This window comes from Methylobacterium sp. J-118 (assembly GCF_057836565.1).
Map to the genome: position 1 here is coordinate 1,940,369 of NZ_JBYQFA010000001.1, position 13,488 is coordinate 1,953,856.

The following is a 13,488-nucleotide window of genomic DNA, read 5'->3' on the forward strand; positions in this document are numbered from 1 at the left end:
TCTCCGGATCTGCTGTGGTAGATAAAGCTGAAGATCCACCGGTCTTCAGGATGGCTGCACGCCAACGGCAGCCCGAACCGCGCGCGCCAAGGCGAGGATGCAGGCTCCGAGATCGATCGCTCAGCCTCGGTTCCGGGCGCAAATCCCGGGCGGCGACCCCAACGGGCTCGTCGGGCCGCGTCCCCGAACCGCCGCCCGAACCGTCGTTTTTTCAGTGGCGGCACTGCTGGGAGCCGGGCTGACGGTCCCTCCTCCCCGACCGGAGGCAGGCGTGGTCGCGCCGGTCGCGGCCCTGGTGTTGCCGGCACCGCGGCCGCCCTGTTTCGTCGTGATCATGTCGCTCGACGGCGTGACCGCCGATTTCATTCGGATCCGCATGCGGGCCGACACCGCAGCGGCCGCGATCCCGCAGGTCGATGACGCGCTACAGGATACGTGGCTGAACGCCTTCTATGGCGATAAACAGCGCCTGAGGGCGTTCATCGGGCAGGCGGCCGATGCCAGCGGCCTGCCGGTCGATTTCTTCCTCCGGCTCCTCGAGCAGGAGAGCGGGCTCGACCACCGCGCGGTCAGCCGCGCGGGGGCTCAGGGCGTCGCGCAATTCATGCCCGCGACCGCGGCCGAGCGGGGCCTGACCGACCCCTTCGACCCCTTCGAAGCGATACCCAAGGCGGCGGCGTTCCTGCGTGAACAGCGCGCGGCGTTCGGCAGCCTCGGCCTGGCGGCGGCCGCCTACAATGCCGGCCCCCAGCGCGTGAGGAACTGGCTCGCCGGACGGGCGCCACTGCCGAAGGAGACGCGCGCCTACGTGGCGACGATCACGGGACGATCCGCGGACTCCTGGCGGCAGGGGGATGACACGTTCGCCCTCGCCGAGCCGTCGATCCGGGACGGCTGGTGATCGCGGCCGGAGGGCCCGACCTCCGCCGCCGGCCCGCTCCGGGCGGATGGGCGGGAGACGTCGGGTCCCCGCAGCGCGCGCCCGTCAGGCGGCTTCCCGGCGCGTGACGACCAGGGCCCAGATGGTCGCGGGGATCCAGCCGATGATCGTCAGGTGGAGGATGATGCAAAGAATGCCTTGGATCACCTTCCCGCGCAGGAACATGGCGAGCCAGGGCGCGAGGAAGCAGATGATGATCATGATCATGGGTCGGACAGCTCCTTGACCACCGACATAGGCACCCGCCGCAATTCAGGTAGCCCTCCGCCTCCAGCCGCCCTGTGAGGCGTGCCGCGGCGCGTGTCCGCGCCGGTCCGGCTCCATCCCGGCATCGCATGGCCTCCGCCGCATGTCCGCGAGTAGAGACACCGACCCTGAGCCGGCGACGGTCGCATCGAGCCGCTGATGCCCGCCGCGAAGCCCCGCCCGGGCCAAAATGCGCCTGGCTGCCGCGGCGGCAACGCCGCATCAGGGCATGCGGCGGGAGATGCCGAGACCCCGCTCAGGCGGTGAACACCTGCACGAGCGCACCGAGACCACCCAGGGCCGCAGCGCTGACGCCGCTCACGAAGGCGACGTCCCAGCCCGCGATGCGGGATGAGACCGGGGCGAACCGGTAAGCCGAGACCGTCGTCGCGACGCCGACCGACGCGACAGCGAGGGCAATAGCCATCAGAATAGTCATCTTGGTGATCCTCGTCCGCCAGCGGCAGGACTGACCAACCATCGCGCGGTTCAGTACAACGGATCGGAGACGCGAAATATCCGCGTGCGACAAGGGCAATCCCCGGCAGGCGCGGCCGAGCCGTATCCGCGCCGGACTTCCGGTTGCGCGTCGTCGTCGCGTCAGGATGCCAGTGCGAAGTCCGCGCCCGCGAAACCGAGGCCGGCCAGGAACAGGCTTCCGCCGATCACTTCGAGGATCGCGCGGTAGCGCGGCGACCACAGGGAACCGGCAGCCATGCCGGCGCCGGCCATGACACAGAACACCCCGAGCGCCATCATGATGGCCTCCGCACCGAACCAGGACGGGAAGTCTACCGCGGCGAAGCGCGACGGTTCCAACGCGTCGAAGCTGTCGACAGGATATTTGGCGCGCCCGTCGCGGGCGGACCCACACGCGCGAGCAGGGATCGCGCGATGCGGCCGCGATGACGTGAGGGGCGGGAACATCTCGGCGGTGTGACGGTTCGTCAGCGTCGCTGGAGACCCGATACCGCCATGGTCATGATCATCATCTGCATCCTCGCGCCATGGCTCGCCATGTTCCTGCGCGGGAAGGTCCTCCAGGGGATCCTGTGCATCCTTCTCCACATCACGCTGATCGGCTGGATCCCGGCCACGATCTGGGCCCTGGTGGTCACCCGGCGCGAGAGCGCGGCCTGACGGACCGCCGGGGATCACGACCGGCGGAACGAAGGGCACCCTGCGGGCCCGTCGCTGGACAGGAGGCGAGCCCGCTTCGCGGCAGCGAACGAGCGATGCCCGGGGTCGAAGCCCAGAGCCGCGCGCCTCAGTGCGTGATCATCAGCGCGATCGCCACGATCCCGCAGATGCCGGCGATCGCCGCGCTGGCCTGGCCGATGGCGACGGTGAGGGCCTCGGCCCGGTCCGGTGCCGCGTTGTCGTTGGCCGCGCGGTTCCGAGCCCCCCGCGGCCGGACCCACCGGTCGAGGCCGGCATCGTATCGGCCCTGTGCCTGCTTGGGGGCCGCGCGCATCGCCGGGTCTCCATGGTCCGCGTCTGGATGAAACGGCGGCGCCGGAGATCGGATCCCGGCCCGCCCCCGAACGCCGTGGATGACCCCTCCCCTGCGCCCCGAAAGACACAGGCGCCTACGGCCGGCGCGCCTGCTCCTTGTCGGCTTCGATGATCTCGCGGATCCGGGTGGCCATCGTCTCCATGGCGAACGGCTTGGTCAGCACGGCCATGCCGGGCCCGAGCTGGCCGGGCCCGAGGACGGCGTTCTCGGCGTAGCCGGTGATGAACAGCACCCTGAGGTCCGGCCGGGTCTCGCGCCCGGCATCGGCCATCTGGCGGCCGTTCATCCCGCCGGGCAGGCCGACATCGGTCACCAGCAGATCGATGCGCACGTCCGATCGCAGGACCTTCAGCCCGGCCGCGCTGTCGGCCGCCTCGATCGCCGTGTAGCCGAGCTCGTCCAGGATATCGGTGAGCAGCATGCGCACGGTCGGCTCGTCATCGACGACCAGGACCGTCTCCCCCTGCTCGGAGCGCGGGAACTTCGGCGGCGTCGCGGCGGCGCGCGGACCGGGCACCGCGCCGTGGTAGCGCGGCAGGTAGAGGCACACGGTCGTGCCGTGACTGACTTCGGAATAGATGCGGACCTGACCGCCCGATTGCTGCGCGAAGCCGTAGATCATCGACAGGCCGAGGCCGGTGCCCTGCCCCAGCGGCTTGGTGGTGAAGAACGGCTCGAACACCCGGCCGATCACCTCCTGCGACATGCCGGTCCCGGTGTCGGTCACGCACAGGGCGAGGTACTGCCCCTCGGGCACGTCGTGCTGCCGGGCGGCCGGTCCGTCCATCCACTTGTTGGAGGTCTCGACCGTGATGTGTCCGCCCTCCGGCATGGCGTCGCGGGCATTGATGCACAGGTTCAGCAGCGCGTTCTCGAGCTGCGACGGATCGACCAGCGCCGGCCAGACGCTCGCCGCGCCGACGACCTGGAGGGCGATCGACGGACCGACGGTGCGCTGGATCATGTCCTGCATGTCCAGCACCAGCCGGTTCACGTCGGTCGGCCGCGGATCGAGGGTCTGGCGGCGCGAGAACGCCAGCAGGCGATGGGTCAGGGCCGCCGCCCGCTTGGCCGCGCCCTGGGCGGCCGCCATGTAGCGCTCGACGTCCTTGAACCGCCCCTGCTGCATGCGGGCCTGCATCAGTTCCAGCGATCCCGAGATGCCGGCGAGCAGGTTGTTGAAATCGTGCGCGAGGCCGCCGGTGAGCTGGCCGACCGCCTCCATCTTCTGCGACTGGCGCAGGGCGTCCTGGGTCTCGGCCAGTTCGGCCGCGGCGCGCAGCCGCTCGGAGATGTCCTTGGCGAAGTGGAACGCGCCGATCACCGCGCCCTCGGCGTCGCGCAGGGGCGCGTAGGAGACTTCCCAGACCGGCTTGGCGAGGTTCGGGTCCCCGAACGCCTCCGTCACGGTGTAGCATTCCCCGGCCAGGGCCCGGTCCATGAGCGCGCGCATGACCGGGGCCTGGTCGGGCGGGAACAGGTCCGGAAAGACCTCTCCGAGCGCCACGCGGTGACCGAAGATCCGGAAGAACGCGTCGCTATGCGCCGGGTTGAACGCGATCAGCCGGTAGCCCGTATCGAACGCGCAGATCGGGGCGGCGCTCGACTGGACGATGTCGCCGTAGAGGCGCATCTGCGCCGTCCGGTCGGCGACCTGCGTCTGCAGGGATAGGGTGCGGTCGCGCGCGGCGAGTTCGCTCCGCTTGCGGTGGGTGATGTCGGTGGCGGCCCCGTACCATTCGGTGATCGCCTGCTGCCCGTCGAACACGGGTACGGCGCGCGACATGATCCAGCCGGTCGTCCCGTCGGCGGCAAGGACCTGATGCTCCAGGCTGAACGGAGACTGTGTCTCGATCGCGCGCCGGATCTCGGCGGAGACCGCCGCGCGCGCCTGGGGCGGGATGTAGTCCGCGAGCCAATGCGGGTTGTCCTGCGTCGTATCGGCGAGGACGTCGCCGCCGACGAGCTGGAACATGCTGCCCCAGTCGGCGCTCATCCGGTAGCGGACCTCGGAGGACGAGCGCAGCAGCGCGTCGAGCATCTGCTCGCGCTTGTGAAGCGCGGCGTTGAGGTCGCGCAGGCGCTCGCGCTCCAGCGTGACGTCGAACTGCGATGCGAAGAAGTAGGTGAGCGCCCCGTCCGCGTCGAAGACCGGGGAGACCAGCAGGCGATTCCAGAACCGCTCGCCGCTCTTCTTGTAGTTGAGAAGATCGATCTCGATCGCCTCGCGCCCTGCGATCGCCGCGCGGATCCTGTCGACGTCGTCGCGATCGGTCTCCGGTCCCTGCAGGAACCGGCAGTTGCGCCCCAGAATCTCGTCCCGGCCGTAGCCGGTCAGCCTGCTGAAGGCGGCGTTGACGAAGACGATCGGGTTGTCGGGATGATGCGGGTCCGTGATCAGCATCGGCATCCGTGTCGCCCGCACGGCGGCGGAAAACGGATCGTGGCTGCGGTCGGAGCGGTGGATTTCCGCGTCGATGCGGTCGTGTTCGAAACGATCGGGCAATGGAGGCGTCGGCTCGCTCGCGACCTCTGGGGCGTGGCGTGCCGGCCGCGGGACGCCGCGATAGCATGCGCGGCCGCGGGTCTGGGTGATCGAACCTGCGACGAAGCGTCCGAACGGGTCCTGCCTGCACCGGACTTTGGTCCAACGGGGGCCTCCGGCGGGCGGCTCAGGCGGGTGACGCGCCGGCGGCCGACCCGATTTCGCGCGGAGCCCCGTTCCCGCATCCTGATCCGGAACGGGATGCGGGTGCGCCACGTTTCTGGGCAACATCCAATCCCAGGAGCGACCCCATGCGAATGTTGACCGCTGTTTCACTTCTCGCTCTGACGGCCCTGGCGGGCGTCGGCCAGGCCGAAGCCAAGGGCTGCCTGAAGGGCGCCGTCGTCGGCGGCCTGGCCGGGCACATGGTTGGGCACGGGGTGGCGGGCGCCGCGGCCGGCTGCGCGATCGGCCATCACCGCGCCAACCGCGCGACGACTACGGACGGGACCGTGCCCACCTCCGCCGGGACCGCGCCCACGACGACCAACACGCGCTCGTACTGATCGCGCCGACGCCGAATCCCGGCGCGGAGGGGCCCCGGTCGACGACCGGGGCCTTTTTTATGGTCTGCGCCCGCGATGCCGATCGGCCGGTGACGGGCTGACCGGACGGGCTTCGAGGCGGCCGCCCGGCCCCGCGGTCGGACGGCGGCTCAGGCGCCGCGACCGCGGTCCGAGACCAGCCGCAGGCCGGGGGCGAATTGCGCCGCGAGGGCGGCGGCGACCTTGCGTTCGAGCTCGCCGTTGCGGAACGGCTTCTGCACGATCCCGTCCGACCCGACGGTCCCCGCCTTCATCAGGATGGCGGTGTCGGCGAAGCCGGTGACGAACAGGATCGGGAGCGACGGCCAGCGCTTGCGGATCTCGACCGCGGCCTCGGCGCCGTTCATCCCCGGCATGGCGAAGTCGAGCACGACGAGGTCGACGCACGGATCCGCCTCCAGGGCGGCCAGCCCCTGAAGGCCCGAGGACGCCTCGCGCACGGCGTACCCGGCCTCCCCCAGCCGCGTCGCGGTGACCTCCCGGACATTGCCGTCGTCGTCGATCACGAGGATGACCGGCATGCTCCCGGGCGGGTGCGCGAGGGCGCAGTCGATGGGCGCCATCGCGGTCGGCCTGTCGGCCTCGCCGGTTGCGACGCGGGGCAGGTACACCTTGATCGAGGTGCCCTCGCCGAGGACCGTATCGATGCGGATGCCGCCGCCGGACTGCTTCACGAAGCCGAACACCTGGGCGAGGCCGAGGCCCGACCCCTTGCCGACCTCCTTGGTGGTGAAGAACGGTTCGAACACCCGCGCCAGCACCGCCGGCGCCATGCCGGTGCCGGTGTCGCTCACCGAGACCATGACGTACTCGCCGGGCTGCGGCTGCTCGGGCCGGCTCGGCGGCCCCGTGACGGTGACGTTGGCGGTCTCGATGGCGAGGGTTCCGCCCACCGCCATCGCGTCCCGGGCGTTGATCGCGAGGTTGAGGATCACAAGTTCGATCTGGGTGGCGTCCACCAGAGCCGGCCAGAGCCCCTCCTGCAGCGTCGTCTCGATGCGAACCGCCCCGCCGATGGAACTCTGCAGCAGGTCCCGCATCGAGAGGACCGTCTGGTTCAGCTCCACCGGGGTCGGCTCCAGGCGCTGGCGGCGCGAGAACGCCAGGAGCTGCGCCGTCAGGTTGGCCCCCCGCTCCGCGGCGCCCTTCATCATCGCGAGCCGGCGCTTCGCGCGGTCGTCGGAGACCGCGCGTTCCAGGAACTCGATGTTGCCGGCGATCACGGTCAAGAGATTGTTGAAGTCGTGCGCCACGCCGCTGGTGAGCTGGCCGACCGCCTCCAGGCGCTGATTGAGCCGCAGGGCCTCCTCGGCCCGCTCCCGCTCGCCGATCTGGCGCTGGAGCTCGGCATTGGCTTCCGCGAGTTCCCGGGTCCGCTCGGCGATGCGCGCCTCGAGGGTCTCGTTCAGCGCCTGGAGCGCGGCTTCCGCCGCCCGCTTGTCGGCGCGGGCCCGCCGCTCCGCCAGGGCCCGCACGATGGTGCGGGGCATGCGGTCGAGCCGCTGCTTGGTCACGTAGTCCGTGGCGCCGTTCTTCAGCGCCTCGACGGCCACCTCCTCCCCGAGGGTGCCCGAGCAGAAGATGAACGGGATGTCCGGGCATTGCTCCCGGGCGATGCCGAGCGCGCTGACCCCGTCGAAGGTCGGCAGCACGTAATCCGCCAGGATGACGTCGTGGCGGCCGGGCAGGGCCGCGGCCGCGAAGGCGTCGCGCGTCATCACCCGCTCGATCACCACCGCGTGGCCGAGCTTCTCCAGTTCCGCCTCGATGAGTTCCGCGTCGAGGTCGCTGTCCTCCAGGTGGAGGATGCGCAGCGGGCCGGCGGCGCTTCCGATCACACGTTCGATGGCCAGCCTCCCCGGTGCGGCGGGGGCTCGTTCAACAGCGCCCAGAAGACTCCCAGTTCCTTGATGGCGGCGAAGAACTCCTCGAACCCGACCGGCTTCACCACGAAGGCGTTCACCCCGAGGTCGTAGGAGCGCACCACGTCGGTCTCCTCCCGCGACGACGTCAGCATCACCACCGGGATCCCGCGGGTCGTCGGATCGCCCTTGATCTTGGCGAGCACCTCCAGGCCGTCGACCTTGGGCAGCTTGAGGTCGAGCAGCACCACCGCCGGATCCTGGGCCTGGCGCCGCTCGTGCGGCCCGCGCCGGTAGACGAAATCGAGCGCCTCCGCCCCATCGCGGCAGATGACGATCTCGTTGGCGAGCTGGCTGGATTCCAGGGCCGCGAGCGTCAACTCGATGTCGTTCGGGTTGTCCTCCACGAGGAGGATCGGCTTCAGTCCCGCCATGTCAGTGCGATTCCTCCCGGAGCGGCAGGGTGAAATAGAAGGTCGCGCCCTGGCCCAGTTCGCCCTCGGCCCAGGTCCGGCCGCCGTGACGCTCGACGATGCGCCGGACGTTGGCCAGTCCGATGCCGGTGCCCTCGAACTCCTCGACCCGGTGCAGGCGTTGGAACACGCCGAACAGCTTGTCGACATAGGCCATGTCGAAGCCGGCGCCATTGTCGCGCACGAAGAACACCGCCTCGCCGTCCTTCGGCGGCAGGCGCCCCATCGTGATGACGGCCTCGGGCTTGCCCCGGGTGTACTTGGCCGCGTTCGAGAACAGGTTCTCGATGACGAGCCGCAGCATCACCGGGTCGGCGTAGGCACGCCCGAGCGGCGCGATGTCCCACACGATGCTCCGGTCGGGGGGGACGTCGCGCAGGATCTTGCGCCGGACCTCTTCGACCAGGGCGTTCATGTCGCCCGAGACCTTGTTCAGGGCGTTCCGGCCCATCTGCGAGAACGCGAGCAGGTTGTCGACTAGGGTCCCGGCCGAGAAGGCGGCCTCGATGATGGTGTCGACGTAGTGCCGGCCCTTCTCGGAGAGGTTGGCCCCCTCGCGGGTCTTGAGCAAGTTCGAGTACCCGACGATGTGCCGGAACGGCGCGCGCAGGTCGTGGCTCACCGAGTACGAGAACGCTTCGAGCTCCTTGTTCGAGCGCTGAAGCTCCTCGCTCATGGCCGCGAGTTCCTCGGCCCGGCGCAGCACGATGCCGAGCACCGAGGCGCGCAGGTCCTTGGCGGCCTCGACCTCGGGGATGGACCAGGGCAGCGAGCGGCCCTGCACCGTCTCCTTCCAGATCTCGAACGACTTGCGCGGATGCAGGCGGTCCGGCCCGCCCTCGGGATCGGGCACGGCCGGTTTGGTCGGGTTGCCGCCCCACTTGACCGTCCGGACCACCTCCGGCCTGAACCACAGGATGTAGCTCGCGTATTTCTTCGAGACCGAGATCGCCAGGAGCCCGCTCGCCCGGTCGGCGAAGGCCGCCGCCCCGGGGATGACCTCCGACAGGGCCTCGGACACGAAAACGGCGTCGGTGTCGCCGCGGGCCGACAGCCATTCGTACAGGGCGCGCACCGCCCGCTCGTCCGGCGTCGCGCCGAGGAGCCGGCACCGGTCCGCGGTGACGATGGCCGCGCCGGAGGCGTTCACCAGGGCCAGGACGTCGTCGGGATGCTTGAGGAGGCCGTCGACGAAACTGTCCTCCTCGGCCATGAACCCGAGCAGGCGCGCCTGCACCTGCCCCAGCGCCAGCCGCTGCTCGGCCTGGGCGCCGCGCTCCCGCGCCGAGAGCTGCAGGGCGAAGATCTGGGCGAGCACGTCGCAGGCATTGCGGGCGTGGAGCGGCACGCGCTTGGGCTTGCTGTTGTGGCAGGAGATCAGGCCCCACAGGCCGCCGTCGATCAGGATCGACACCGACATCGAGGCCATCGTGCCCATGTTGCGCATGTACTCGACGTGGACGGGCGAGACGGAGCGCAGCACGGACTGGCTGAGGTCGAGCGGCTTGCCGGCCGGCGTCGTCGCCGGCAGGATCGGCACGGGCGCGTAGCCCGCGTCCGGGATGATGCGCAGGCGGTTGCTGCGGTAGAGTTCGCGCGCCTGCGCGGGGATGTCCGAGGCCGGGAAGCGCAGGTCGAGGTAGGACGGCAGGACGCCGTTGCCGTCCTCGGCCAGCACCGTGCCGTGCCAGTCCCGGTCGAACCGGTAGACCAGCGCCCGGTCGAGGCCGGTGACGTGGCGGATATCCTCCGCGACGAGTTGGCAGAGTTCCTCGATGCTGCGGGCGGTGTGCAGCCGCTCGACGAAGGCGCGCAGCCGCGGCGTGAGCACGTCGAGGCCGACCCCCATCGCGGCGGCGTCGATCTCCTCCAGTTCCAGCACCACGAGGTCGTCGACCCGGTAGGCCGCGACCTCGTAGGTCAGGCGCGCGGCGTCGGAGGTCAGCGTCACGGTGCGGAGGTAGGATGCGCCGGCCTGCGGGCCGCCCTCGTCGAGATGGCGCCGGACGATGATGGCGAGGTGCGGAAAAGCCGCGTGGAGGGACGTGCCGACGGCGGCCTCGACCGGGGCATTCGCGCTGGCCTGTACGATCGCGAGGCTCCCCGCGTCGAGGGCGAGCAGGAAGCCGTGCGGCTGCACGCTCCCGACGATGTGGATCGGCTCGCGGTCGCAGGCGGTCAGGTCGACCCGGGGCGCCGCGTTCTTCGATGGCTCCAAACCGATATACCCCATTGCGACGGACGCTCGGGGGGACCGTACCATCTAACGAACATTAACATCGAGCCGCGGGCCTGACCATGCGCGGTCCGGCCGCTCCGTGCACGATACCGAGGCCGAAGGGCCGGGTTTCAAGGAAGCGACAGACGGTCGCGTCGGACCGATCATTCCCCGGCGCGCCCGGACGCGGCACGCGCCCGCTCTGGTCCGGGGGTTGCTACGCTCATGCATCCCGCGAAAGGACCACGATGAAGCGACGCACATTCCTCGCGGCCGGCGCGGCGACCCTGGCGGCCCCGGTCGTCGGCCGGGCCCAGGACGCCCGGGTCCTGCGCATGGTGCCGCAGGCGAACGTGACGTCCATCGACCCGATCTGGACGACGGCGATCGTGACGCGCAACCATGCCTACGTCGTCTACGACACGCTGTTCGGCCTCGACGCCGACCTGCAGCCCCGCCCGCAGATGGCGGCCGGGCACCGGGTCGAGGAGGACGGACGCCGGGTGACGATCACCCTGCGCGAGGGCCTGCGCTTCCACGACGGCACCCCGGTCCTGGCGCGGGACTGCGTCGCCAGCATCCGGCGCTGGGCCGCGCGGAACGGCTTCGGCCAGGTGCTGATGGCGGCGACCGACGACCTGAGCCCCGACGGCGATACGCGCCTCGTGTTCCGGCTCAAGACGCCGTTCCCGCTGCTCCCGAACGCGCTGGCGAGCGTGAGCCAGCCCCCCTTCATCATGCCCGAGCGGATCGCGCGCACCGACCCGTTCAAGCAGATCACGGACGCCACCGGCTCCGGCCCGTTCCGCTGGAAGGCCGACGAGTTCAACTCGGGCAGCCTGATGGTCTACGAGCGGCACGCCGGCTACGTGCCCGCCCCCGGGGCGCCGAGCCTGACCGCCGGCGGCAAGGTCGCTCATTTCGACCGGATCGAGTGGCGGATCATCGCCGACGGCGCCACCGCGGCGGCCGCGCTGCAGAACGGCGAGATCGACTGGTACGAGCAGCCGCCGCCCGAACTTCAGCAGCTGCTGGCTCGCAACCGGGACATCGTCGTGGAGGGGCTCGACCGCCTCACCAATCCCGCGATCCTGCGGATGAACCACCTGCACCCGCCCTTCGACGACGTCGCGGTGCGCCGGGCCTTGCTGCCGGCCATCGTCCAGGGCGACTTCATGGCGGCGGTCGCGGGCAACGATCCGGCCAACTACAACGACCGGTGCGGGATCTTCACCCCGGGCACGCCGATGGCGACGGAGGCCGGTCTGGAGGCGCTGACCGGTCCGCGCAGCCTGGACAAGGCCCGGGCCCTGCTGAAATCCGCGGGCTATAACGGTGCGAAGGTCCGGCTGATCGGCCCGACCGACATCCTGGCGCCCTCGGCGATCACCCAGGTGGCGGCCGATCTCCTGCCCCGGATCGGCTTCACCGTGGAGACCGCGCTCAGCGACTGGGGCACCGTGATCCAGCGCCGGGTCTCGCGCGAGCCCGTCGACAGGGGCGGCTGGTCGGTGCTGCTGACCACGTTCTCGTCCTTCGACAATGCCGACCCGGCCGCGCTCCAGCCGCTCCGGGCCAACGGCGCCAATGCCTGGTTCGGCTGGCCCTCGATCCCGAAGCTGGAGGCGCTGCGCACCGCCTGGTTCGCCGCCCCCGACGAGGCGGCGCGCCGGGCACTCTGCGCCGACATGCAGCGGGTCGCCCTCGACGAGGTGGTCTACGTGCCGGTCGGCTCCTACCGGTCGATGACCGCGCACCGGCGCAATCTCGCCGGCCGCGTCGTGGGCTTTCCGATCCTCTGGAACCTCCGGAAGGCGTGAGCGGCGTTCCGGAATCCGGCGGGACGCGGCCGTGTCCGTGCTGCGCCGACATGTCGTCCAGCCGGGTCTTTGACGGCTCGCGGGTCCTGCCCCACACTCGCCGGCACGGTCCGGTCATCGCCCCGCTGATGCCCGAGGCTCGACCCATACCCTGTCCGGGAGGAGCCCATGCGCGCTGAGATCCCGCTCGATGAACCGGCCGCCGCCGGGCGCGCGGACGGACGCCCGCTCCCGGCGCGCGCCGCCCTCGTCCTGCTGACGGCCCTGGCGCTGCTCGGGGCCTGGACGGTGTCCCGGAGCCCGGTGACGCCCGTCGATCCCGATCTGGTGCGGGTGATCCGGTTCATGGCGGCGCTCAAGGGCGGGTTCGCCCTGGCGGCCCTGGCGGCCTGCTTCTGGCGCCTCGCCCGGCCCGCCGGCCCCTGGCGGACCGCGGTCTACGTCGCCGGTCCGCCCTCCATGGCCGCGGGGGCGCTCGTGCTGGGCGCGCTCCACAGCCCCGCGATCGCCGCGGGCGCCCTGCATCTCGGCCTGCTCGCGGTGGTGGCGGCCGCGCTGACCGATCCCGATTTCCTGCCCGATTCGCTCCGGCGCGGGCGGGGACGTGCGCCGGTGCCGGTCCGGTCCGCGCGGGGCGGTGTGGCCGGCCGGTGACGGCGGGACGCGCGGGGCCCGGCTGATCGCGACGTCCCTGCGACCCGCCGGGCTCCGCGATTCCCAGTTCGGGTTTGGGATCATCGCCCGGTCCATGGGTCTGGCAGTCCGGAGCCGCCACGCCCCTCCCGCCCCCTGCGGGCCACGGTACCCACACCCTCGGTTCGGGAAGGCGCGACAGGCCCCGCTCCCGTGCGGGAGAGGGGAGACCCACGCACCGTCCTGCGCCCGTGTTGCCCGGTTTGTGGATCCGCTCGGCGTGAACAGCGCGCCCAGGCCGATCCGAGTCTGGCTGCGGGGCGGTTCAGGCGGCCGCCTCGAAGGGCTGCACGAGGACCCGCCGTCCGGTCAGATCGTGGACGCTGACGCGCCACTCGGACCAGTCGGTCCGGTTCGCCAGCGTGTGCCGCACGTCGGCCGCGACCCGGCGCGCCCGGGCGGTCAGGCGCGCGGCGGCGCGGATCTCGGTGCCCCGGGCGTCGAACACGCATTCGAGGCCGTTGGTGCAGTGGAACCGGTAGCGTGCCATCCCTCGCGCCTCCCGACCGCCCCGCGCGGCCCTCACCTTGAGTTCACTATATGTTCTGATTTGGCCGGGATCCAGCCCGGTCGAAGCGTCGCAGCTGGCCCGGATCGAACCGCGATCCGGGATCGCCTGCGGCCCGTCGA

At 71.1% G+C, this 13,488-nt stretch carries 14 protein-coding genes and 1 pseudogene; 5 read left to right on the forward strand and 10 right to left on the reverse strand.

Annotated elements, in window-relative coordinates; genetic code table 11:
• The first annotated feature begins 271 nt into the window (after positions 1-271).
• A complete protein-coding gene (locus AC3IF3_RS09480; RefSeq protein ID WP_409564854.1) occupies positions 272-901 on the forward strand; it encodes a lytic transglycosylase domain-containing protein in 630 nt (209 codons plus the stop codon).
• Between the two features lie 84 nt (positions 902-985).
• Here the strand turns inward: AC3IF3_RS09480 and AC3IF3_RS09485 are convergent, their stop codons facing one another.
• From AC3IF3_RS09485 to AC3IF3_RS09495, 3 genes are all read right to left on the reverse strand, one after another.
• A complete protein-coding gene (locus tag AC3IF3_RS09485; RefSeq protein WP_244021839.1) occupies positions 986-1,147 on the reverse strand; it encodes a YqaE/Pmp3 family membrane protein in 162 nt (53 codons plus the stop codon).
• A gap of 295 nt (positions 1,148-1,442) precedes the next feature.
• Complete coding sequence (locus tag AC3IF3_RS09490; protein ID WP_489215430.1) at positions 1,443-1,625, reverse strand: hypothetical protein; 183 nt, start codon at positions 1,623-1,625, stop codon at positions 1,443-1,445.
• Positions 1,626-1,786: 161 nt separating this feature from the next.
• The gene (locus AC3IF3_RS09495; protein WP_489228474.1) at positions 1,787-2,113 is read right to left on the reverse strand and encodes a hypothetical protein; all 327 of its coding nucleotides are present in this window, start codon (positions 2,111-2,113) and stop codon (positions 1,787-1,789) included.
• Between the two features lie 48 nt (positions 2,114-2,161).
• Here AC3IF3_RS09495 and AC3IF3_RS09500 point away from each other — a divergent pair, with 48 nt between their 5' ends.
• A complete protein-coding gene (locus AC3IF3_RS09500) occupies positions 2,162-2,326 on the forward strand; it encodes a YqaE/Pmp3 family membrane protein (protein ID WP_238249468.1) in 165 nt (54 codons plus the stop codon).
• Between the two features lie 127 nt (positions 2,327-2,453).
• Here AC3IF3_RS09500 and AC3IF3_RS09505 read toward each other — a convergent pair whose 3' ends face one another.
• From AC3IF3_RS09505 to AC3IF3_RS09515, 3 genes and pseudogenes are all read right to left on the reverse strand, one after another.
• Positions 2,454-2,660, reverse strand: coding sequence for a hypothetical protein (locus tag AC3IF3_RS09505; protein ID WP_489228476.1), 207 nt, complete (start codon positions 2,658-2,660; stop codon positions 2,454-2,456).
• Positions 2,661-2,775: 115 nt separating this feature from the next.
• Entirely contained in the window at positions 2,776-4,743 is a 1,968-nt protein-coding gene (locus AC3IF3_RS09510; RefSeq protein ID WP_489231269.1) for a hybrid sensor histidine kinase/response regulator, read from the reverse strand.
• Between the two features lie 57 nt (positions 4,744-4,800).
• Positions 4,801-5,478, reverse strand: a pseudogene (locus tag AC3IF3_RS09515) (PAS domain-containing protein); the annotation flags it as partial.
• A gap of 20 nt (positions 5,479-5,498) precedes the next feature.
• Here AC3IF3_RS09515 and AC3IF3_RS09520 point away from each other — a divergent pair.
• Positions 5,499-5,753: a hypothetical protein gene (locus tag AC3IF3_RS09520; protein ID WP_489215436.1), complete on the forward strand. Its 255-nt coding sequence runs from the start codon at positions 5,499-5,501 to the stop codon at positions 5,751-5,753.
• Between the two features lie 149 nt (positions 5,754-5,902).
• Here the strand turns inward: AC3IF3_RS09520 and AC3IF3_RS09525 are convergent, their stop codons facing one another.
• Genes AC3IF3_RS09525 through AC3IF3_RS09535 form a run of 3 tightly spaced genes read right to left on the reverse strand, consistent with a single transcriptional unit; the run spans position 5,903 to position 10,345 of the window.
• Positions 5,903-7,630 (reverse strand): hybrid sensor histidine kinase/response regulator, encoded by a 1,728-nt coding sequence (locus AC3IF3_RS09525; RefSeq protein WP_489228478.1) that lies wholly within the window; start codon positions 7,628-7,630, stop codon positions 5,903-5,905.
• Entirely contained in the window at positions 7,627-8,088 is a 462-nt protein-coding gene (locus tag AC3IF3_RS09530; RefSeq protein WP_243970150.1) for a response regulator, read from the reverse strand. Before AC3IF3_RS09530 ends, AC3IF3_RS09525 begins: the two co-directional genes overlap by 4 nt.
• A gap of 1 nt (position 8,089) precedes the next feature.
• Complete coding sequence (locus tag AC3IF3_RS09535) at positions 8,090-10,345, reverse strand: ATP-binding protein (protein WP_243970148.1); 2,256 nt, start codon at positions 10,343-10,345, stop codon at positions 8,090-8,092.
• Between the two features lie 248 nt (positions 10,346-10,593).
• Between AC3IF3_RS09535 and AC3IF3_RS09540 the strand changes: the two genes are divergently transcribed.
• Both AC3IF3_RS09540 and AC3IF3_RS09545 read left to right on the forward strand, forming a co-directional pair.
• Entirely contained in the window at positions 10,594-12,165 is a 1,572-nt protein-coding gene (locus tag AC3IF3_RS09540; RefSeq protein WP_489228480.1) for an ABC transporter substrate-binding protein, read from the forward strand.
• 168 nt (positions 12,166-12,333) lie between these two features.
• A complete protein-coding gene (locus AC3IF3_RS09545) occupies positions 12,334-12,819 on the forward strand; it encodes a hypothetical protein (RefSeq protein ID WP_489228482.1) in 486 nt (161 codons plus the stop codon).
• Between the two features lie 304 nt (positions 12,820-13,123).
• Here the strand turns inward: AC3IF3_RS09545 and AC3IF3_RS09550 are convergent, their stop codons facing one another.
• The gene (locus tag AC3IF3_RS09550; protein WP_243970142.1) at positions 13,124-13,348 is read right to left on the reverse strand and encodes a DUF6894 family protein; all 225 of its coding nucleotides are present in this window, start codon (positions 13,346-13,348) and stop codon (positions 13,124-13,126) included.
• Positions 13,349-13,488 lie beyond the last annotated feature (140 nt).